At 75.2% G+C, this 20976-nt stretch carries 15 protein-coding genes; 4 read left to right on the plus strand and 11 right to left on the minus strand.

All coding sequences use genetic code 11. From position 1 onward, the window contains the following. Nucleotides 1-9: 9 nt before the first annotated feature. From IR158_RS09180 to IR158_RS09195, 4 genes are all read right to left on the minus strand, one after another. On the minus strand, nt 10-1923 hold the full coding sequence (locus IR158_RS09180; protein ID WP_291812280.1) for an NHL domain-containing thioredoxin family protein: 1914 nt from the start codon (nt 1921-1923) through the stop codon (nt 10-12). A gap of 281 nt (nt 1924-2204) precedes the next feature. Next, nucleotides 2205-3287 carry a lytic polysaccharide monooxygenase gene (locus IR158_RS09185; protein ID WP_291812281.1) on the minus strand — a complete coding sequence of 361 codons (1083 nt, stop codon included), beginning with the start codon at nt 3285-3287 and terminating at the stop codon, nt 2205-2207. A 213-nt stretch (nt 3288-3500) separates the two neighbouring features. Next, nucleotides 3501-4712, minus strand: a complete 1212-nt coding sequence (locus IR158_RS09190) for an RNA methyltransferase (protein WP_291812282.1) — start codon at nt 4710-4712, stop codon at nt 3501-3503. 53 nt (nt 4713-4765) lie between these two features. Continuing rightward, complete coding sequence (locus IR158_RS09195) at nt 4766-5371, minus strand: TetR/AcrR family transcriptional regulator (RefSeq protein WP_291812283.1); 606 nt, start codon at nt 5369-5371, stop codon at nt 4766-4768. A gap of 149 nt (nt 5372-5520) precedes the next feature. On the opposite strand from IR158_RS09195, the gene IR158_RS09200 reads away from it, so the two are divergent. The 3 genes from IR158_RS09200 (at nt 5521) to IR158_RS09210 (ending at nt 8662) form a co-directional block, all read left to right on the plus strand. After that, the gene (locus IR158_RS09200) at nt 5521-6843 is read left to right on the plus strand and encodes a GAF domain-containing protein (RefSeq protein WP_291812284.1); all 1323 of its coding nucleotides are present in this window, start codon (nt 5521-5523) and stop codon (nt 6841-6843) included. Nucleotides 6844-7081: 238 nt separating this feature from the next. Next, a complete protein-coding gene (locus IR158_RS09205) occupies nt 7082-7624 on the plus strand; it encodes a DinB family protein (protein WP_291812286.1) in 543 nt (180 codons plus the stop codon). Nucleotides 7625-7753: 129 nt separating this feature from the next. After that, a complete protein-coding gene (locus IR158_RS09210) occupies nt 7754-8662 on the plus strand; it encodes a hypothetical protein (RefSeq protein ID WP_291812288.1) in 909 nt (302 codons plus the stop codon). Nucleotides 8663-8695: 33 nt separating this feature from the next. Here the strand turns inward: IR158_RS09210 and IR158_RS09215 are convergent, their stop codons facing one another. After that, entirely contained in the window at nt 8696-9622 is a 927-nt protein-coding gene (locus IR158_RS09215) for a transglutaminase family protein (protein WP_291812290.1), read from the minus strand. Next, complete coding sequence (locus tag IR158_RS09220; RefSeq protein ID WP_291812291.1) at nt 9619-12252, minus strand: circularly permuted type 2 ATP-grasp protein; 2634 nt, start codon at nt 12250-12252, stop codon at nt 9619-9621. Before IR158_RS09220 ends, IR158_RS09215 begins: the two co-directional genes overlap by 4 nt. A 256-nt stretch (nt 12253-12508) precedes the next feature. Here IR158_RS09220 and IR158_RS09225 point away from each other — a divergent pair, with 256 nt between their 5' ends. Further along, complete coding sequence (locus IR158_RS09225) at nt 12509-14752, plus strand: fibronectin type III domain-containing protein (RefSeq protein ID WP_291812294.1); 2244 nt, start codon at nt 12509-12511, stop codon at nt 14750-14752. 65 nt (nt 14753-14817) lie between these two features. Here the strand turns inward: IR158_RS09225 and IR158_RS09230 are convergent, their stop codons facing one another. The 5 genes from IR158_RS09230 to IR158_RS09250 all read right to left on the minus strand — a co-directional run bounded on the left by IR158_RS09230 (nt 14818) and on the right by IR158_RS09250 (nt 20940). Then, nucleotides 14818-15519, minus strand: coding sequence for a hypothetical protein (locus IR158_RS09230; protein ID WP_291812296.1), 702 nt, complete (start codon nt 15517-15519; stop codon nt 14818-14820). Between the two features lie 354 nt (nt 15520-15873). Next, nucleotides 15874-16410, minus strand: a complete 537-nt coding sequence (locus IR158_RS09235; RefSeq protein WP_291812298.1) for a hypothetical protein — start codon at nt 16408-16410, stop codon at nt 15874-15876. A 354-nt stretch (nt 16411-16764) separates the two neighbouring features. Further along, a complete protein-coding gene (locus IR158_RS09240; protein WP_291812300.1) occupies nt 16765-18258 on the minus strand; it encodes a von Willebrand factor type A domain-containing protein in 1494 nt (497 codons plus the stop codon). 305 nt (nt 18259-18563) lie between these two features. Then, the gene (locus IR158_RS09245) at nt 18564-19460 is read right to left on the minus strand and encodes a biopolymer transporter Tol (protein ID WP_291812301.1); all 897 of its coding nucleotides are present in this window, start codon (nt 19458-19460) and stop codon (nt 18564-18566) included. Between the two features lie 85 nt (nt 19461-19545). Further along, on the minus strand, nt 19546-20940 hold the full coding sequence (locus IR158_RS09250) for a GH1 family beta-glucosidase (RefSeq protein WP_291812303.1): 1395 nt from the start codon (nt 20938-20940) through the stop codon (nt 19546-19548). Between the last annotated feature and the right edge of the window lie 36 nt (nt 20941-20976).

A 20976-nucleotide genomic window follows, 5' to 3' on the forward strand; every position in this document is an offset into this window, starting at 1 on the left:
CTGACGCCGTCAGCCGTGCAGCGGCAGGACGAGCACCGCCGGGGCGTCGGCCACGACGCGCACCGGGACACCCCAGTCCTGGGCGGCCAGGTGGCAGGCCGGGTGCTCGATCGCCGGGTCGGCGTCGCAGCTCGCGGCGCGGGCGGTCACGTGCAGGACGCCCTCGCCGACGCTCGGGTCCAGCCGCAGCGTGCGGGTGAGCGCGACGTCGTCACCCGCACCGTCGAGGATCAGCCCGGGCGGCGTGGCCGACACCTGCAGCGACGTCGACGGGCCCCACCGGTCGTCGAGCTTCTGCCCGGCCGCCGGGTGGAACACGACCTCGAGCGCGACGTCGGCACCGATCTCGGTGACGGGCCGCTGCGTGCGGTGCGCACCGCCGTCGACCTGGGTGCCCGCGCCGGCCGGCAGCGGCACGCGGGTGAGCCGGTGCGCGGCGGACTCGACGACCAGCACGTGGTCGGCGTCGCCCGCCGGCAGGACGAGCCCGCTGGGCTCGGCGAGGTCCGTCGCGAGCGTCGAGACCGTGCCGCCGTCGTCCCCCGGGACCCAGCGGCGCAGCGCACCGTTGTAGGTGTCGGCGACGAGCACCGAGCCGTCAGGCAGCGCCGCGACGCCCAGCGGGTGCTGGAACAGGGCCTGGTCCGCTGCCCCGTCGCGGTGGCCGAAGTCGAAGAGGCCCGTCCCCGCGACGCTGTGCACGTGCGCGTCGGCCGGGTCGAGCCGACGCAGGGCCGAGGTCTCGGCGTCGGCCAGCCAGACCTGCCCGGCGGCGTCGACCGACAGCCCCGACGGCTGCGCGAACCACGACTGCTCCGGTCCACCGTCCACGAGGCCCTCGTTCATGGTCCCCGCGAGGTGGGTGACCGAGCCCTGCTCAGCGTCGAACGTCCACAGCGTGTGGTTGCCCGCCATGGCGACGACGAACGCGGCGAGCTGCGGCGACCACGCGACGTCCCAGGGCGAGGACAGCTTGACCTGCCGCGCCGGCCACCGGTCGCCGACGCCGGCCTCGACGGGGCTCGACGTGCCGCCCGCGGCCGGGGTGACGTTGTCCACGGCGCCGACCATGTACTGCTCGCCCGTGCCCGCGACGGTCGTGACGTGCCCGTCGGCCAGGCGCACACCGCGCAGCGCGTGGTTGACCGTGTCGGCGACGAGCACGTCGTACCCGAGGCGCTCGCGCAGGTCGTCCGGCACGAGGCACAGGCCGTTCGGCTCGCTGAACCGGGCCTCGTCCGGACCCCCGTCGACCAGCCCGCGCTCGCCCGACCCGATGCGCCGCACGAGCGTCTCGCCGTCGGCCGCCACCTCGGTGAGCGCGTGGTGCCCGGCGTCGGCGACGAGGAACGTGCCACCCGGCAGCTCGACCGCCTTGGCGGGGAACCGCAGGGTCGTCGGCTGCGGCGTCGGGGCGACGTACGGGCCGTCGCCGCGGTGCAGCGTGCCCTTGGCCTCATGCTCGGCGACGAGCTCGTTCACCAGCGTCTCGACCGCGTGCGCGTGCCCCTCGCCCGCCATCTGCGCGACGACGTACCCCTCGGGGTCGATGACGACGAGCGTCGGCCAGGCGCGCGCGGTGAACGCCTGCCACGTCACCAGGTCCGGGTCGTCGAGCACCGGGTGGTGCACCTCGTAGCGCTCGACGGCCGCAGCGAGCGCCACCGGGTCCGCCTCGTGGACGAACTTGGGCGAGTGCACGCCGACGATGACCAGGACGTCGCGGTGCCGCTCCTCGATCTCCCGCAGCTCGTCCAGGACGTGCAGGCAGTTGATGCAGCAGAAGGTCCAGAAGTCCAGGACGACGACCTTCCCGCGCAGGTCGGCGAGGGTCACGTCCTTGCCCCCGGTGTTGAGCCAGCCGCGTCCGACCAGCTCGGACGCGCGGACACGGGGCAGGCGCGGGGCGGCGGTAGACGTCACGCGGCACATTCTCTCCGACGCGCCGCATGCTCCCCCGCGCGGGCCACCAGCTGGGAACGTCTCGTCGAACGCGGTGGAAGGACGCCGAGCGCGGGTGTCGTTTCGCCCGCGCTCGGGTGCTGTCCCCCGCGCTCGGCGCAGGGTCCGCACAGGGGGACGCGCTGACGGCCGGGCACAGCCGAAGGGGTGGCTGTGCCCGGCCGTCGAGCCGTGCTACCCGTGGGTCGTGCCCCCACGGGGGTCGTGCACCGCCGGCGGGGGCCGACGGGTCAGGGGGTGCGTCAGGACGCCGTGCAGGTGGCCGTCAGCGACCCGGGCGTGCCCGAGGCGATGAAGCCGGCCGTGGTGCTGGCACCGGCACCGAGCTTGCCGTTCCATTCCGCGTTGGTCAGCGTGCCGCCGCTGTACGAGCCGCTCCACGCCTGCGTGATGGTCGCGCCGCCGACGGAGACCTTCCAGCCGTTGATCGCGCTGGAACCGGCCGTGACGACGACCTCACCCTGCCAGCCGCCGCCCCACGTGTTGGTGGCCTTCACCGTCGCGCTGCAGGCACCGTTGCCGGGCTGCGGGCCCGGGGTGGTCGGCGCCGGCGTCGTGGGCGCAGGCGTCGTGGGCGCAGGCGTCGTGGGCGCGGGAGTGGTCGGTGCAGGCGTCGTGGGCGCCGGCGTCGTCGGTCCCGGCGTCGGGGTGGGCGCCGTGCCGTTGATGTTGATGTCCGAGCAGATGTAGTACGGCTGGTCGAGGTGGCTGGCCTGCCAGATGGTGAACAGGACGGCGCGGCCCGAGCGGCCCGAGAGGTTCACGTCGGTCTCGTACAGGCCCGTGGTGCCGTAGCGGCCGGTCTCCTTGACGAGGTCGATGTCGTCCCACCCGAGCGCCTCGGTGGTCGGGTCGAACCCGGCCTTGGAGACGTAGATCCGCATGTAGTCGGCGCCGTGCTTGGCGCCGTCGGTGAGCGTCAGCTTGAACGACGAGGGGACCGTCTTCATGGTCCACGGGCCGGGGGTGTCGAGCGAGGCGTACAGGCCGTTCTGCGTCCTGCCGCCGGAGCAGAGCTGGCCGTTGGGGATCACGGCCTCGTGACGTCCGCCGACGTTCTCCCGGTACAGGCCGTTCCAGTTCCACATGGTGTTGGGGTTGGCCTGGAACGCCTGCCAGCACATGGGGTCACGCTGAGCCATGGCGGGGTCCTGGTGGGTGCCGCCCTCGCGCTCCCAGCAGCCGTAGTTGCGGGACGGCGGGTCGGTGACGGACCCGTGGGCGGACGCCGAGGTGGCGACGAGGCCGGTGGCCGCGAGCGCAAGCGGGATGGCGAGGGCGAGCCTGGCGAGGCGGCCCAGCCGACTGCTGGTGCGTGTGGACATGCAGGTCTCCTGGGGGTCGGTGACGAACGGCTCCCGTCCGCGCACGCCCGTCGGTCGCATCGATGCGATCGACGGGCGACGGTGAGCACGAAGGCGTGACCCACCGTGCGGCCTGGGCATCTGGCGCGCGAGGGTGCTAACCGTTTCAGCAGGGACGTCCGTCCCGGGCGCCGCCGTGACCGACGAACGCCCGGGTGACCCCCGCGACCCCCCTCAGCGGCGGTCGAGGACGTGGATCCGCGGGTGGTGGCCCTTGGCGTACACGCGGGTCACGGACCGCTGCTCCCACTGGTCCGACGCGGCCCGCAGGACGCGCTCCATCACCTTCACCTCGTGCGTCAGCACGACGAGCCGCGCACCCGGGGCGCTCACGGCGTGCGCTGCGCGCAGCAGACCGGCGTGCAGCCGCGGCGCGTCGGCGTGCGAGCCGTGCAGCGTGCCCCACGGCGGGTCGGCGAGCACGACGTCCGCGAGCCCGCCCAGCGGCTCGGTGACCGCGGCCCGCAGCGCGTCGGCGTCCGTCGCGTCCGCCCGCAGCAGCACGGGCCGCGGAGGGCGGGCGAGCAGCCGTGCGGCCTCGAGGTTGGCCCGGGCGGCGTCGAGCGCGGACGCGTCGAGGTCGACGCCGACCGCTGCGGCTGCGGGCGCCGCGAGCAGGCGCTCGACGAGCAGCGTGCCCGACCCCCCCATGAGGTTGAGCACGCGATCGTCGGCTCGCAGGCCCGCCAGCCGGGCGACGGCCGCGGCGATCGTCGCGTTCGCCGCGCCGGGGAAGTCCGCGACGCGCCACGTGCGCGCCGACAGCGGGCGCGGCCCCACGCGCACGAGCACGTCCCAGCCCGGGTCGACGTCGCCGGGCGCCGGTCCGCGGCGACTCCCGCGACCCGCGTCGTCCCGCGCCCCGGCGGTCCGCGTGCCGCGTCGCACCCGGATGACGAGGTCGCCCGCGTCGGGGTCGTGCTGCAGGCCCGTCGCCTCGTGCAGCATGCCGGCGAGCCGCGTGAACACCGCGGAGTCGGCACCGGCCGCCTCGAACCGGAACGTCGAGGAGCCGCCGACGCGCAACGAGGCGTACGCCGCGTCGACGATCCGGCCCATGTGCTCCGGGCTGGCGAACGACTTGGGCCGCGGCACGTCCAGGTGCACCACGACCCACGCGGCGACGGCGGTGCGCAGAGCGGTGACCGCGGCGAGCGGCCCGGGGAGCGTGAGCGTGAGCGCGTCGTCGCGGCCGGGCACGTCGCGCACGCCCCGGGCGTCCGGCAGCAGCTGCGCGACCTCGTCGGCGAGGACGTCGCGGAGGCCAGGGAGGTAGGTCAGCTCGACCGGCGTGGACGGGACGCGTGCGGGCGCCGACCGGCGCTGCCCGTCGCGGGCCCCCGCCCGACGGCCGGTCTGACGGTCGCGCCACGCCCTGCTCGACACGGCGCGGCGGTCACCACTGCCGCGGGCCGGACCGGGCCGGCCGCCCTGCGTGCTCAGGCCGTCACCGGGACCCGTGCACCGACGGCGCGCAGCACGAACGCCTCGGTCTGCTCGATCGCGTGCTCGCGGTCCGCGCCGTCGTCGGGCAGTCCCCGACCGGTGAGGCAGGCGTTGACGAGGGGGACCGTGGTGGCGAGGTCCTGCTGCGGGAACGCACCCGAGGCGATGCCGGCGTCGAGGATGCGGCGCAGGACCTGCTCCACGACACCCACGTGCTCGCGGATCCGCCGCTGGGCGCCGCGCGAGAGCACCGTGCGCAGCTCGGGGCCCGGGGCGACGTGGTAGACGCTCGTGAGCGAGGCCTGCGCGCGGACGTACGCGCGCAGCTGCTCGACCGGGTCGTCGATGTCGTCGAGCGACGCCTGGAGCCGGGCCGCGTACTCGTCCGTCTCGTGCGTGATGAATCCGAGGAGCAGCGACTCCTTGTCGGAGAAGTGGTTGTACACGGCGGTGCGCCCGACGCCCGCGGCGGCGGCGATGTCGGCGAGGGTGATCACATCGAAGCCCCGCTCGTTCATGAGCGTGGCCAGGGCGTCGAACAGACGGCGGCGGGTCTGCTCGCGGTGCTCGTGCAACGACGCCCCGATGATCTTTGGCATGCTGACATCTTTGCACAGGATGTCAGGAAACCCGGGCGCCCGGTCGCCCGCGGTGATGAGAAGTGTGACATTAATCACGGTGGGTTCGTCGCTTTCGCCTACAATACGACGACGGATCCTGTACGCCCTCACGACGGAAGTACGAACGCATGAGCCGACACGCCCACGCGGCGCAGGACGGGGCCTCAGCAGGCGTCGCCCGCGTCGCCAGCGTGCCCGGCCCCATCCCGGCCTCCCGGCCGGGCGACTGGCGCGCCGACGAGTCCGGGGCGTGGCCGACGGCGCTCGTGCGCGCAGCACACGAGCGCTTCGTCATCTCCGGGGACGACCCCGGCCGCCAGGTGCGGCCCATCGTGGCCGACTCGTGGCGGCGCAGCCGGCGCGTGGGCGTCGACCCCGAGCTGCCGACGCCGCCGGTCGACATCGGCGGCTCGGACCTGGCGGCGCTGCGCAGCTCGCACCCGCTGTCCGGCGCCGTGCCCATCGTCCGCCGGCTGCTGGTCGAGCCGCAGGCGGGGTGGGTCGCGGCCCTCAGCGACGAGGCCGGCCGGCTGCTGTGGGTCGACGGCGACCACGACCTGCGACGTCCGCTCGACGACGTCGGCTTCGTCGAGGGCGCCGCCTGGCGCGAGGACGCCGTCGGCACCAACGCGCTCGGCACGGCGCTCGCGACGCGGCGCCCGCTGCAGGTGATGGGCACCGAGCACTGGGCGCGTGTCGTGCACCCGTGGAACTGCGCTGCCGTGCCGGTCCACGACCCCCACGGGCGGCTGCTGGGGGTCCTCGACGTCACGGGCCGCGACGACGCCGCGTCGTGGATGGCCCTCGCGCTGGTCCGCGCGACCGTCGCCGCGATCGAGGCGACCATCACCTCCACGGTCGACAGCCCGCCCGCGGCACGGCTCTCCGTGCTCGGCACCCACGGCGGCACGCTGCACACACCGGCCGGCCGACGCCGCCTGACCTGCCGCCACGCCGAGATCCTCCTGCTCCTCGCGGAGCACCCGGCCGGGCTGCGCGGCGACGAGCTCGCGGTCCTGCTCTCGGAGTCCGAGCTGTCCGAGGTCACCGTCCGTGCCGAGATCTCCCGCCTGCGGCGGCTCGTCGGGCCGCTGCTGTCCGAGTCGCGGCCGTACCGGCTCACGGCGCCGCTGCAGACCGACGTCGACACCGTGCGCGGGGCGCTCGCCGTCGGTGACGTCGCCGGTGCGCTCAACGCGTACGCCGGGTCGGTGCTGCCGCGCTCGGCCGCCCCGGGGGTGGCCCGCGTGCGGGCGACCGTGCAGGACGAGGTCCGGGCCGCCGCGCTGGCATCCGGAGACCCGGAGCTCGTGGCCCGCTGGACCGCGAGCGACCAGGGTGCCGACGACTGGCAGGCGTGGCAGACCCTCGCGCGCGTCGCACCCATCGGATCGGCCGCCCACCTGCGCGCACACACGCGGCTCGCCCAGCTCGACCGCACCCTGCGCTGACCTCCGCGGCGGCCCGACGACCGATCCCGTCGTGCAACGGTCGTGCAACGGTCCGCGGACTACCGTCGGCACCGGTGGCATCGACGGCGACGCCTCTCGTGGGAGTCCGTCGCCCTGGGTGCCCGGTCGGGCGGCGCGCGGGAGGGGGCGCGTCGCCCGGCCACCGCTCCTCGTGCCGCACGGGCCACGCGCCCGGCGCCCGGTTCCCCCGCACGGTCACGCCCGCTAGCGTGGCGCCGTGGACACCGACCCCCGGCCTGCGCCCGCCATCGAGCCGGACGGCAAGGACTGGACGTGGGTCCTCGAGGCCCGCTGCCCCGAGTGCGGGTTCGCCGCCTCGGACGTCGACCCCCGGGGCATCGGTGGCACCGTGCGCGACCTCGTCCCCCGCTGGGTCGCGGCGCTGCACCGCCCCGACGTCCGCGAGCGCCCGGAGCCGCACGTGTGGTCGACGCTCGAGTACGGCGCCCACGTGCGGGACGTCATGCGCGTCTTCGACGAGCGCGTCCGGCTCATGGTCGAGCAGGACGACCCCCTGTTCGCCAACTGGGACCAGGACGCCACGGCCCTGACCGAGCGGTACGACCTGCAGGACCCCGCCGTCGTCGCCGACGAGCTGGCGCTCGCGGCCGCTGCGACCGCCGACCGCTTCGACGCCGTCGCGCCCGGGCAGTGGGACCGCACCGGGCGTCGCAGCAACGGCTCGGTGTTCACCGTCCGCACGCTCGGTCAGTACTTCCTGCACGACGTCGTCCACCACCTGCACGACATCCGGGGCTGACCTCCGGCGCACCCCGCGTGTCCACCCCTCGGACAGGTCCCCGGCGCGCCCTGCGCGGCGCGCCGGGGACCGGCGGACAGCGCCCGACCCCGAAACATGCGCGCAGCAAACGCTGTGTACGTTCCGGCCATGACCGGACCGTCGGCGGCCCCCGCCGCGCTCGACGGCAGCCACGTGCTGGCCGTCCCACGCGGCACCCCGCTCCTCCCGCTCGCCCGCGCCTGGTTCCCGACGGCCGCGTGGTCACGCGAGCCGGCGACGGCGGCGCAGGCCGCGGCCGCGCGTCCCATGACCGGCGCCCGGTTCCGGGGTATCGCGGTCGCCCCGCCGGACCCGGCGGGCGTGCTGAGCCTGGACGGCGTCGTGGAGGTCGTCGGGCCGTACGTCGTGGACGCGGCCGACGCGCGAGCGCTCGCCCTGCCCGCGCAGGACAGCGACCTGTACGGGCTGCCCGCCGCGCCCGTCGCCGGTGCGACGGTGTCGCCGGGCCTGGTCACGGGCTGGGCGACGGCCGTCGCGCGGCGCACCGGCGGCGGCATCCTGCCCGCCCCGCGGGACCGCGCGCTCGTCCCCGACCCGGCCGCGGTCGTCGACCTCACGCTGTGGTCCGCCGTGCCGCTGCGTCCCGACGACGCGCTCCCCCTGGTGCGGCCCGCCCTGTCCGGCAGCCGGCTGGCCCCGCCCGCGCCGCCCGCCGGTGGGGCCCCCGAGGGCTTCGCGCTGGTCGCGACGTACGAGTACGACGGCCAGGTCGAGGTGCGCTGCGCCCGCTCGCGCGAGGTGCCGGTCGTGCTGTCCACGCTGGACTGGCGCGAGCACGGGCCCTGGGGCTACCACGTGACGTGGCACCCGCCGGACCCGCTCGAGCTCGAGGTCCCGCAGCCCTCCCCGCTGCATGTCATCGCGCGCCAGCGCGTCGCACCGAGCATCGCGCGCGTCGTGGCGACCCTGTGGCGCACGGTCGGCGGCACGGTTGTCGACGCAGGCGGGTTCGTCGTCCCGCACGAGGAGGTCGACGCCCGGGCGCGGCCACGCTGAGCCTGCGCCGGCAGCACCCCGGGCTCCGAGCGGTCAGACGAACGGCTCCGAGCCGGCCGGCACCAGGTCGACCTCGACGCGCGGTGTCGCACCGCCGCCCTCCGTGAAGATGACCCCGCGCAACGGCGGCACGTCGTGGTAGTCCCGCCCCCAGCCGAGCACGACGTACCGGTCGTCGACGAGCTGGTCGTTGGTGGGGTCAGCGTCGAGCCAGCCGTGCCCCGGGAGCCACACCGACACCCAGGCGTGCGACGCGTCGGCGCCGCGCAGCTTGGGACGCCCCGGCAGCGGCCGCGTCTCGATGTACCCCGACGCGTACCGGGCGGGCACGCCGTGCAGCCGCAGCGCCGCGATCATGAGGTGCGCGAAGTCCTGGCACACGCCGGCACCCTGCGCGAGCAGCTGTGCCTGGGTCGTGTGCACCGTGGTCGACCCGGACCGGTACGTCAGCTCCGTGCGGATCCGGTGCACCAGGTCGGTCACGACGTCGGCCAGCGGACGCTCGTCGACGAACGACGGCGCCGCCCACCGGCGCACCTCGTCGACGAACGTGACGTGCGCCGACGGCAGCACCGCCTCCCGCAGGGCGACGACGCCCGCGGCGTCCGTCCGCAGGACCCCCAGGTCCGCGGCGGTGACACCCCGCGCCACGGCCCGCCAGCCCGTGTCCGGCAGGTCCGCGCGGGCCGGGGCCACCCGGCTGACCTCCAGCGTGGAGCGCGCCGTCACGACCAGCCGCGTGTGCGGCCGCGTCACCCCGAAGTAGGTCGTGGTGTTGCCGAACCAGTCGACGTGCCGGCCCGTGTCCGCCGGCTCGGGGTCGATCGTCAGGGACGCCGCCAGCACGCGCTGGTCGGGCAGGTCCCGCGGCGTCAGCGTCGTGCGCCCGTAGGAGTCGGTGACCGGCTGCGCGTACTCGTAGGTGGTGCGGTGCACCAGGTCGTAGGCCCGGCCGGTCATCGCGCACCCCCGTCGTCCGGCTCGCCGTAGCCGGACCCCCACAGGTCGTCGAGGGCCCGGCTGGGCGCGGGCCGCACGAAGTGCGCGCGCTCGATCTCGTCCGACGCCTCGCGCAGCCGCCACAGCATGGACTCCAGCGCGTCGGCGAGCCGCACGCGCCGCCCGTCGTCGGACACCTCGTTGCCGACGACGACCGTGTCGAGCTCGGCCACGAGGCCCGCGACGCCGTTCAGCAGGTGGTCGCGCTGCGCAGCGGAGCGCGGCGCCGGGACCGACTCCAGGTCGACCAGCAGCCGGTCCAGCGCGAATGCGAGGGAGCGCGGGTTGGTGCGGTCGTGGACGAGCAGGTCCAGGACGCTGGCGACGTCCGTGCGGGACTGGTGGCGGCGGCGGTAGGTGATCGCGGACTCGGTGGCCAGCAGTGCCGACTCCAGCAGCAGGTCCTCCACCTCGGCGGACCTGTGCTCGACCAGGGTCGCCCGCAGCAGGGCGACGAGGCGCTGCGCGCGCTCCAGGCGGCGGCCCGCGTCGAGCAGGTGCCAGCCGACGTCCCGCGTCAGCCCCTCCGCGGCGATGCCGGAGATCGCGAGCAGGCTCTCCAGGACCCGGTCGAGCGTCGGGCGCAGGCCGGCGGTCACCGAGCCCGGCGGCACCGGTCCGACGTCGAGGACGTCGCCGCTGTGCTGCCGCGCCCGGACCCGGGTGCGCTCGTCGCGCAGGGTGCGCTCGATGCGCGCGAGGGGCCCGAACGTGTCGGTGGACAGCTGGTCGCGCACCGTCGCGGCTGCGGACCCCAGGCGGCGGACGGCCCGCGCCACCGACCCCGGCGTCCGGTGGTCCAGCAGCATGTCGCGCAGGGCCGGCACGCGGGGGCCGACGTGCTCCACGTCGGACCGGGCGGCCGCCGCCTGACCGCCGTCGGGCAGGGCCCCGGGCGTCAGGGTCTGCAGCAGCACCGCGAGCGCCTGACCACCCGCGGTGTCGGGCGTCCGGTGGTAGTCGTCCCAGCGGTCGGCGACGGCCCGCAGCATGCGGACCCCGTCCTCGGCGCGCTCGGCGTACCGGCCCATCCAGTACAGGTTCTCGGCCGCGCGGGGCGAGATGCCGTAGGCGACGGTGCGTCCGACTCCCGCGTCGACGTCCTCCCGCAGCGCCCCGACGGCCGCCGTCGGCTGCGACGTGAGCACCCACACGTCCTTGGCGTGCGCGCCGGCGGCCGATGACGACACGACGTGGTCGTCGGCGACGCGCGCCAGGCCCCCGGCCATGACGGTGTAGGAGCCCGCGTGCGCGACGGCGAACGTCCGCATGACCGCGGCACGCGGCCCGAGGTCGGCGGGTCCGACGCCGGAGACGCCCGGCCGGTCCGTCGCCACCCCCACGGCGGCGTCCGGCGACTCGGCGCTCGGCCCCACGTGCTCCTGCCCGACCCACCGCCACGGTTCGGCCGCGATCCGCGCCGCGAGCTGCTCGCGCTCCGCGGCCGTCAGCCGCCACCCGAGCACCGTCGTGCTGCGGGGCCCGTGGACGACGGGCTTGAGCACGAGGTGGTCGAGACGCGCGAGGACGTGCCGCAGGGCCCGCTCCTCGCCGCACCACCACGTGGGCACGGACGCGAGCGTGAGGTCCTGGTCGAGCACAACCCGCGCGAGGCGCGGCAGGTAGCCGAGCAGCGCGGGGTTCTCCAGCACGGACGCCCCGAGCGGGTTGACGACGCTCACCGACCCCTGCCGGACGGCGTGGACCAGCCCGGGGACCCCCAGCCGTGACCCGGCGCGCAGGTCCAGCGGGTCGCACCACTCGCCGTCGACACGCCGCAGCACCACGTCCACGGGCTCGAGGCCGTCGATGCCCTGCAGGTACAGGCGCCCCGCGCGGACCACCAGGTCGCTGCCCTCGACGAGCGGCAGGCCGAGCATCGAGGCGAGGTACGCCTGGTCGAACGCCGTCTCGCTGCCCGGGCCGGGGGACAGCAGCACCGCGCGCGGGTCCTCGCCCGCGGTGGGCGGCGCGACCTCGCGCAGGGCCTTGCGCAGGGCGTGGAAGAACGGCCCGAGCCGCGCGATCGACGCCTGGCGGTACACGGGGGCCAGGACCTGCGCGGTGACGCGCCGATCCTCCATCGCGTACCCGGCGCCCGACGGCGCCTGCGTGCGGTCCGCGACGACGCACCAGCCGCCCGACGCGTCCCGCACGAGGTCGGTCGCCGTGAGGACGAGCTCGCGCCCGCCCGGCAGGCGCAGGCCGTCGACGGCCCGCAGGAACCCGGGGTGCGCCAGGACGGTCGTCGGCGGCAGGATCCGGTCGTCGAGCAGGCGGCGCGCGCCGTACAGGTCGTGCAGGACGGCGTCGAGCAGCTCGGCGCGCTGGACGAGCGCGGCGTCGAGGCGGGCCCACTCGGGCTCGTCGACGACGACGGGCTGCGGGTCGAGGCGCCACTGCTGGTCGCCGTCCGTGTGGTCGGCGCCGTACGTGACGCCGTGCTCGGCGAGCAGCTGCTCGGCCTGGCGCGCGGCGCGCACCAGGTCGTCGTCGGTCGGCACGGCCCCGGCCGGGAGCCACGTCCAGTCCGGCCGGTGCGCGATCGTCCCGTCGCCCAGCGGGCGCGGCGACGAGAGCAGGTCGGTCACCCCGGCAGTCTGACGCACCGGACCGTCACCGCGCCCCGGCTGACCAGCGGTGTCGGCCAGCGGCACCCGGGCCCGTCGCCCGTTCGCCACGCCCGTCACCCGTGACTCGTCACCCGGAACGGTCGTTTCGTGGCCCACCGTGGTGCACCGCACGCCCGCGCCGAGCAGGGACCAACGTCCCGGACCGGCACGGCCACGATGACGGCCAGGCGGGGGCAGCGCCGACCGACCGTCCTCCCCCCACCTGGAGTCCCCTGTGCGCCCGACGTCCCCTCACGCCTCCCCGCCACGTCCCCGAGCGGCGCGGCCCCACGCGCGCCGCGCCCTGACGACGCTGCTCGCCGCGGCGTTCCTGCTGGTCGGGCTGACGCCCGCGCAGGGCGAGCCCGTCGGTGACGCCCCGACCGCTGACGGCAGCTCGTTCTCGAGCCCGCTGCCGCTGCCGCTGGACGTCCTCGACGGGACCTTCGACGCCTCGAACGTCGGCCTCACCACGGTGGGTGGTGGCACGGGGACCGGTCCACCGCCGTACTACTCCAACGGCCGGTGGTACGAGTTCGTCGCGCCCGCCACCACCTCCGTGGTGATCACGCTCGGCAGCGCCTTCGACAACGCGCTCGAGGTCTGGACGGCGGACGGCCGGTTCGTCGGCACCGACGACGACGGTGCCGGTTACCCGAACGCGAGCCTGACCGTGGGCCTCACCGCGGGCACGGCCTACCGGTTCGCGTTCGCGGGGCTGGCCAGCGGATACACGGGCGCCGGCACAGTGACGATCCGCCCCGCCGCCGTCCCCTCGGCGCCGACCGACGTCGTGGTGACACCCGGCGACCGTCAGGTGGACGTCACGTGGACGGCACCGCAGTCGATCGTCGCGGGGTGGGACGTCTACTGCGCGGCGTCGGGTGCCGCGGCAGCGCTCTGCGGCACCACAGGCGCCGCCAGCACGTCGACGACGATCACGGGCCTGACCAACGGCACCGCGTACGACCTCACGATCGTCGGCCGGAACTCCCTCGGGGCAGGTCAGGGCAGCACGCCGGTGTCCGCCACCCCGCGCGCGACCACGGACGTGACGCTGTCGACCGTTCCCGTGTCCCTGGTGAGCGGTGAGCCGTTCGACGTCGTAGCGACGTTCACCCGCTCCGACGGCGTCCCGGTCACCGGCACGGCGACCTTCTCCATCGGCGACGCGACCCGCAGCGTCGCCGTCGAGGACGGGACCGCAGGGATCGTTGGCCTCGAGGCGCCCGCGGGCACCTGGCCCGTGTCGGTGAACCTGCCGGCGGCGGACGACCGCACCGCGGCCGCGGCGAGCGGGTCGCTCGTCGTCGACCGTGCGGCACAGACCGTCACCCTCGACCCCATCGGCTCCCTGACGTACGGCGACGTGCCGGTCACCGTGACGGGCACCGCCACCTCCGGCGGCGCGCTGACCTTCACCGGCACCGGCGCCTGCACCGTCGACGGGACGACCCTGACGGTCGTGGCCGCCGGCGACTGCACCGTCACCGCCGCCCAGGCCGGCACCACCGAGATCCACCCCGCGACCGCGGTGCGCACGGTGACCGTCGCGCAGCAGCCGCAGAGCATCTCCCTCGAGCTCCCGGCGCTGGTGTACGACGAGACGGCGCCGGTCGTCGTGTCGTCCTCGCTCGACCTGCCCGTGGACCTCACGGCGTCCGGCGCGTGCGTCCTGACCGACGGCGACCTCACCGCGACCGACGTGGGCCCGTGCACCGTGACCGCCACGCAGGCGGGGACGGACGACGTCGCCGCGGCCACGCCCGTCACGCTGACCACCGAGGTCGGGCGTCGTCCGCAGGTGGTCACGCTCGCGCCGATCGCCGACCTGCTGTTCGCTGTCGGCCCCGTCGCGCTCACCGCCTCGTCGTCGCTCGGCCTGCCGGTCACGCTCGTGGGCGAGGGCGCCTGCGTCGTCGTCGACGGCGCCCTGCGCACCATCGCGTCGGGCGAGTGCACGATCACGGCCGAGCAGGCCGGGGACGCGCACACGCTGCCGGCCACGGCCTCGACGACGATCCGCGTCATGGGGACCGGCACGTCGGCCTCGCTGCAGCTCGACGCCGGGCTCGGCGCACTGGCGGCCGGCGCGTCGGCCACCGTCCGGGTGGTCGGCATGCTCCCCGGGTCCGAGCTCGTCGTCACGGTCTACTCGACCCCGCGTGAGCTGGCCCGCGTGACGGTGGGCGCCGACGGCACCGCGAGCGCGACGGTCGTCCTGCCCACCGGTCTCGAGGCCGGCGACCACCGGCTCGTCGCCGCGGGCGTCGGGCTCGACGGCGTCGCCGTCTCCGCCGAGCTGACCTTCGCGGTCGACGCCGCCGGCCGGCTCGTGCGGATCGGCGACAGCGCGCTCGTCCGCGCGGCCGGCCTGGCCGCGACGGGGACGGACGGCACCCTGCCGGTCGCGACGCTCGCCGTCGTCTGGCTGCTGCTCGGTGCCGCGCTCGTCGCGTGGCGTCGTCGCGTCGCGTGATCATCACGCGGGGATGACGACAGCGGGTGCCGGGCGTCACGCCCGGCACCCGCTGTCGTTCGTCGTCAGGACGGCTGCACGACCACGGCGCCGTAGCCGAACAGCGCGGGCGTGACCTCGAGGACCACGTCGCCGGGGTCGGCCACCGCGAAGGCGACGTTGAAGTGGATGCTCGCGCCGGAGGGGACCGTGATGTCCGGGCCTGTCAGGGCGATCCCCTGGTCGGGGTCCCAGACCGCGGGGGCCGCGTGGCCGCCCGACGTCGCGCTGACCTGCAGCGTGTTGGGGCGGAAGTCCCCGTCGGTGCGGTTGGTGACGACGACCTGCATCCTGACGGGGACGCCCGCGTCGACGCCGGTCGCGTTGTCGCTGGGCGTGTACCTCTGCGGCGCGTTCACGGCGACCTCGAGGCCGTCGCCGTAGGAGTGCGGGTCTCCGTAGCGCACGACCGTTCCGGGCTGCTCGCGGATCTCGGTGGTGGTCCGGTCGGCGGCGCCCTCCCCGGCGCTGGCCGTGGGGGTGGAGGGCACGATGATCCGGAAGGCGACGAGCGCCGCGGCCACGGCGACGACGGCGAGCAGGGCGCCCGCGACGAGCACGGCGCGACTGCGTCCCTCGGGCTCGTCGGCGAGGGACGTGGCTGCCGGGGGCGGCGTCGCGATGGCCGAGATGCCGAACCCGACGGTCGGCACCCCGGAGCGGGGGGTGGGGACGGCGTTCAGCGTGCGAGGTCGGGCACCCCTGGCGTCCGGACGTTCGGTGGTCACGCGTCGTCTCCCTGGCTCGGCGGCGACGGCGCTGCCGGGCGGTCCGGCGCGCTGTCATGACGGGCCCTCCGGGCGAGTCGCGGCAGGCATGGCTGTGCATCCCGTGACGGTCGGAGGGGGCCGAGACGCTCCGCGTGCGTCGTCGACGGGCCGAAAGTAGCGCCCGGTATCTCCGAAACAACGCCTTAAACGCTTCGGCCGTCGGGACTCACATCACCCTCTCACCAGCCGCCGGGGATGGTGGGCGCCGCCGTGCTCGGTGAGGCCGTCTCCGCGCTCACAGGCACGCAGGGGCGGCACCGCTGCCGGTGCCGCCCCTGCGTGGTGCGCGCCTGCGCAGGCGCCGGGTGGAGGTCAGGCCGCGGTGAAGACCAGCGGCTCGTAGCCCGCGATCGACGGGATGAGCGTCACCGTGACGTCGGCCGGGTCCTGCACGACGAACGCGAGGTCGAACGCCGCGACGTCCCCGGGAGCCAGGGACAGGCCCGGGCCGGTGAGCTCGATGCGCGAGGCGGGGTCGAGGATCTGCGCGGCGTCCTCACCGTCGGACACGACGGTGACCTCGAGGGTGTTGGGGACGTAGTCGCGGCTGGTGCCGTTGACGATGTAGACGCGGACCTTCACGGGCTTGCCGTCGACACCCTCGACGCCGTCGGCGGACTGCGAGGGGACGAAGGCGGACGGCTTCCCGACCTCGACGACCAGGCCGTTGTCGTACGCGAACGACTCCTCGAAGGTCGTCTGCCCACCGGCGTAGGTGGTGACCTCGGCGGGCTCGGCGCTGCTGCCCGCGCTGGCGGTGGACGTGCAGCCCGCTGCGGCGAGCAGGGCTGCCGCGGCGACGGCCACGACGATCGTGCGGCGGCGGCGGACGGGTGTCGAGCTGGTCACAGGTGCTCCTCGGGTCGGCGCACCGGACGCAGCCGGGCCGACGCACGAGTACCCGCGCACCGGACGACGCGCGAAGCGCGACGCGACCACGACCCGGCGCGGCGGTGCGGGGGGCACGACACGTGCCGGCGTCGATCTCCCCCTGGGCCGTCGTCAACGTAGCATCGCGCGTCCGGCCGCCCGGGGGCCGCACGAGACGGCGCGAAAGTCTCGTGACCTGGCCCGACACAGTCGGGCCACCCTCTGTGACGCCGTCCCGCTGGGCCGGCCGGGTGACACGTCGCGGTCCCGTCGTCACAGGATCTTCACAGACCGTCCAGGTGATGGGACGAATCGGTCGCCTCGGTGGCCCGCTCAGCCGGTCACCTGGTCGACCAGCTCGACGAGCTGGGCCACGTCGGCGTCGCCGTCGAGGACCCGGAGCAGCCCCTGGGCCTGGGCGCGCAGGTCGGCGCCGCTCACGACGTCCGACCACGGCCCCCCGAGCAGACGGTCCGTCAGCAGCGCGACGACGAGGTCCTGCTGGAGGCGCGGTGACGCCTCGCGCAGTGACGTGTCGCCCCCGGACCCGGCCAGGCTCGCCGAGCGCTCGACCGCCTCGCCGCCGGCGTCGAGGTAGCGCACCGTCGCCGTGACGAACGGCTCCGCCGACCGACCCTCGCGGACCGCGACCTCGTACAGCGCGGTGGTCGCGTGGCCCGCGAAGACCTCGCCGCCGTCGATGGCGTCGTTGCGGAAGTCCGCGTCGGCGACCGCCCGGTTCTCGTACCCCAGCAGCCGGTAGCCGGAGACCCGGGCCGGGTCGAACTGGACCTGCGCCTTCGCGTCCTTCGCGGCCACGACGAGCGAGCCGGTGAGGCCGGTGGCGAACACCCGCTCGGCCTCGGCCTCGCCGTCGATGTAGACGTGCCACCCGTCGCCCTGGTCCGCCAGCTGCTCGAGCAGGTGGTCGTCGTAGGTCGTGATGCCCACGCCGACCGAGATGAGGTTGATCCCCGACTTCGCCTCGGTGCTGATGCGCGCCAGGATCCCGTCGGGGTCGGTCTCGCCGACGTTCGCGACCCCGTCGCTGATGAGCACCACGCGCGTCATCCGACCCTCGGTGCGCATCGACATGGCGACGTCGTAGCCGAGCGCGAGGCCGGCGGCCGCGTTCGTCGACTCCTGGGGCGTCAGCTCCTCGACGGCCGCCAGGACGCTCTCGCGCTCCGACACCCGGGTGGGCTCCAGGACCAGGTCGGCCTCGGTGGAGTAGCAGACCATGGCCACCCGGTCGGTGGGCCGCAGCGCGGACACCAGCGTGCGCAGCGCCGCCTTGGTCGTCCCCATCTTGCCGGCGTCGCCCATCGAGCCCGAGCAGTCGACGACGAGCGCGAGGTCCGCGTCGACGCGGGACGCGCTCGACGTCGGAGTGCTGCTGATGCCCACGCGCACGAGCCGGTGCTCGGGTCGGAACGGCAGCGTCGTGGCGTCGATGCTGACCCCCAGGCCACTCTCCGGGGTGCGGTAGTCCTGGTCGAAGTAGTTGACGAACTCCTCGGTGCGGACCTCGCGCGGGTCGACCGCCATGCCCTGGGAGACGGCGTCGCGGAACCGCGTGTACGAGCCGGTGTCGATGTCGAGCGCGAACGTCGACAGGGCGTCCTGCCCGGGGTCGGTCATCTCGAAGCCGGGTGCGGGCACCGAGGGTCCCGGCTCCGGGTCCGGGGGCACGGCCACGTCGTAGCCCGGCTCGGAGACGCCGCTCGCGTCCGAGTAGCCGTCGCCCGCGCTGCAGCCGCCCAGGGCCACCGCGACGACGAGCGCAGCGCCGGCCAGCCCGGTCGTCCTACCGTGGTTCGTCCTCATCGCTGCCCCGTCTCGTCGTCGCCCGTCGTGTGGGCGCCGACGCTAGGGCCGAGGCCCGTGGCGCGGGGTGGGAGTTGCCGGCTCGTGACGCGAACGATGGCCTTCCGTGTCCGGGAAGGCCCCCGCGTGGCCGCGCCGTGACCTGGCCTTGTGCGGTTCGAGACCTGGGCGGCGAGGGCGGCCGAGGTCTCGAGCCGGCCGTCCGAGGGTCCTGTGAGAGGTCCGCTCGAAGGATCACGTGCTGACTGCGCGGCTTCTCGCTGTCTGTCGGGCAGGAGGGTCGGGGTGTCGCCGGCGGCGCGGTCTCAGGACATCGGGTAGGCGACGTAGGCCAGCCGGCGGCTGTCCGAGGCCCAGCTCGGGACGTTGATCGTCCCCTGGCCCCCGAAGAGCACGACCAGGTCCCGCACGGTCCCCGGCGCGCCGTCGGCGTCGTAGGGCTCGAGGAGACGCAGGACGACGTCGAGGTCGGCCGGGTGCCCGAGCGTCCCCCGCGGGAAGCTGATGTAGGCGAGCCGGCTCCCGTCCGGGGAGACGTGCGGGAACCAGTTGACCCGCTCGTCGAACGTGAGCTGCTCGACCGACGAGCCGTCCGTGCGCATCCGGAACAGCTGCGCGTGGCCCGGCTCGGTCCGTGCCCGCTCGGAGTTGAACAGGACCCACCGACCGTCAGGGCTGAACTCGGCGCCGTCGTCGGGGAACTCGTCGTCGGTGAGCTGGACGTCCGGGCCGCCCGCGGCCGGGATGGTCCAGACGTTCGTCGTGGCGGTGCCGTCGGCGTGCTGGACCAGGCCGATGTAGGCGAGCGTCGCACCGTCGGGCGAGATGCCGTGCAGGTAGTGGCGGAACGCCCCGCGGTCGTTGGAGACGCGCCGCGGCGCGCCGCCACCCTCGAACGGCACCGCGTACAGGTGGCCGTCCTCGGCCGACACGTAGACCGTCGCGCCGTCGGGGCTGAGCACGTGGTCGTTGTTGATCTCCGGCACGTCACCGAGCGGCACCTCCTCCAGCTCCCCGCCGTCGGCCGGCAGCCGGAACAGCCGCCCGCCGCCGTTGACGACGAGCCACCGCCCGTCCGGCGACCAGTTGGGCGCCTCGAACAGCAGGCTCGAGGACTCGTGCACCAGCCGGTCCTCCCCGGTGACGACGTCGATCACGTGCAGCTCGGCTCGCTGGCCGGCGCGCAGGGCGCGAGGGGGCATGGTCGTCTCCGGTTCGGTCGGGCGGGGAGGTGGAGGGTGTCCGGGTCGTGCAGGTGGTGCAGGTGGTGCAGGTGGTGCGGGACGGTCAGGCGTCGCCGGCCGCGCCGCCGAGGAAGCGGGCGAACCACTTGCCGCTGCGCTTCACGGTCCGCTTCTGGGTCTCGTAGTCGACGTGGACGAGCCCGAACCGCCGTGAGTAGCCCCAGGCCCACTCGAAGTTGTCCATGGACGTCCAGGCGAAGTAGCCCTTGAGGGGCAGCCCCTGCTGCAGCGCCGCCGAGCACGCGAGGACGTGCTGCTCGAGGTAGCGCCGCCGCCCCTCGTCCTCGATCTCGCCGTCGACGACCTCGTCGGGGTACGCCGAGCCGTTCTCCGTGATGTACAGCGGCAGCTCGGGCCGGCGACGGTGCGCCATCTCGAGCACGTCGACCATGCCCTCGGGGTGGATCGGCCAGCCCATCTGCGTGCGCGGCGCACCGGTGTCGACCATCTGCACGCTCTCGCTGCCGGGCCACGCGAGGCCCGCGGCGGCCCCGGGGAGCGCGACGCCGAGCGGCGGGGCCGCGACGACGTGGCGGCTGTAGTAGTTGATGCCGAGGAAGTCGATCGGCGCCGCGATGAGCTCGGCGTCGGCCTCGTTCTGCGCGAACCACTCGGTCTCGCCGAGGTCCTCGAGCACGTCCGCCGGGTACCCGTCCCCCAGCAGGGGCTCGAGGAAGAAGCGGTTCTGCAGGCCGTCGACCCGGCGTGCCGCGTCCTGGTCGGCCGCGCTCTCGCTCGCCGCGCGCACCGAGTACAGGTTGAGCACGACACCGGCCGTCGCCTCCGGGCGCGCGGCCCGGATCGCCTGCATCCCGAGCCCGTGACCGAGCAGCAGGTGGTGGGCCGCGCGGGCCGCCTGCGACCCGACCCGCCGGCCCGGCGCGTGCACGCCGCCGGCGTACCCGAGGAAGGCCGAGCACCACGGCTCGTTGAGCGTCGCCCAGTGGTCGATGACGTCGCCCAGCTCGTCGACCACGAGGCTCGCGTACTCGCCGAACCGCTGGGCGGTGTCGCGCTCGAGCCAGCCGCCGCGGTCCTCGAGCGCCTGCGGCAGGTCCCAGTGGTAGAGCGTGACCCACGGGGTGATGCCGCGCTCGAGCAGCGCCTCGCTGAGCTCGCGGTAGAACCGCAGGCCGGCGGGGTTGGCCGGGCCCGTGCCGTCCGCCTGGATGCGCGGCCACGCGATCGAGAACCGGTAGGCGTTCGTGCCGAGGTCCGCCAGCATCGCGACGTCCTCACGGAAGCGCCGGTAGTGGTCGTCGGCCAGGTCCCCGGTCCGCCCGTCGGCGATCGCCCCGGGCACCCGGCTGAAGGTGTCCCAGATGCTCGGCCCCCGCCCGTCGACGTCGGTCGCCCCCTCGACCTGGTAGGAGGCGGTGGCGGTGCCCCAGGCGAAGTCCTGGGGGAAGCGGCTGCGGTCGGCGGTCACGGTGGTCACACGTCCTTCGCTTGCGGTGGGTGGTCTGTGCGCCTG

Source organism: Cellulomonas sp. (assembly GCF_015234515.1).
Classification (GTDB): Bacteria; Actinomycetota; Actinomycetes; order Actinomycetales; family Cellulomonadaceae; genus Cellulomonas.

Coding starts and splice junctions, on each gene's coding strand:
- IR158_RS09185 (WP_291812281.1), bottom strand. CDS start 3,287: ATGTCCACACGCACCAGCAGTCGGCTGGGCCGCCTCGCCAGGCTCGCC.
- IR158_RS09195 (WP_291812283.1), bottom strand. CDS start 5,371: ATGCCAAAGATCATCGGGGCGTCGTTGCACGAGCACCGCGAGCAGACC.
- IR158_RS09200 (WP_291812284.1), top strand. CDS start 5,521: ATGAGCCGACACGCCCACGCGGCGCAGGACGGGGCCTCAGCAGGCGTC.
- IR158_RS09210 (WP_291812288.1), top strand. CDS start 7,754: ATGACCGGACCGTCGGCGGCCCCCGCCGCGCTCGACGGCAGCCACGTG.
- IR158_RS09215 (WP_291812290.1), bottom strand. CDS start 9,622: ATGACCGGCCGGGCCTACGACCTGGTGCACCGCACCACCTACGAGTAC.
- IR158_RS09240 (WP_291812300.1), bottom strand. CDS start 18,258: ATGAGGACGAACCACGGTAGGACGACCGGGCTGGCCGGCGCTGCGCTC.
- IR158_RS09245 (WP_291812301.1), bottom strand. CDS start 19,460: ATGCCCCCTCGCGCCCTGCGCGCCGGCCAGCGAGCCGAGCTGCACGTG.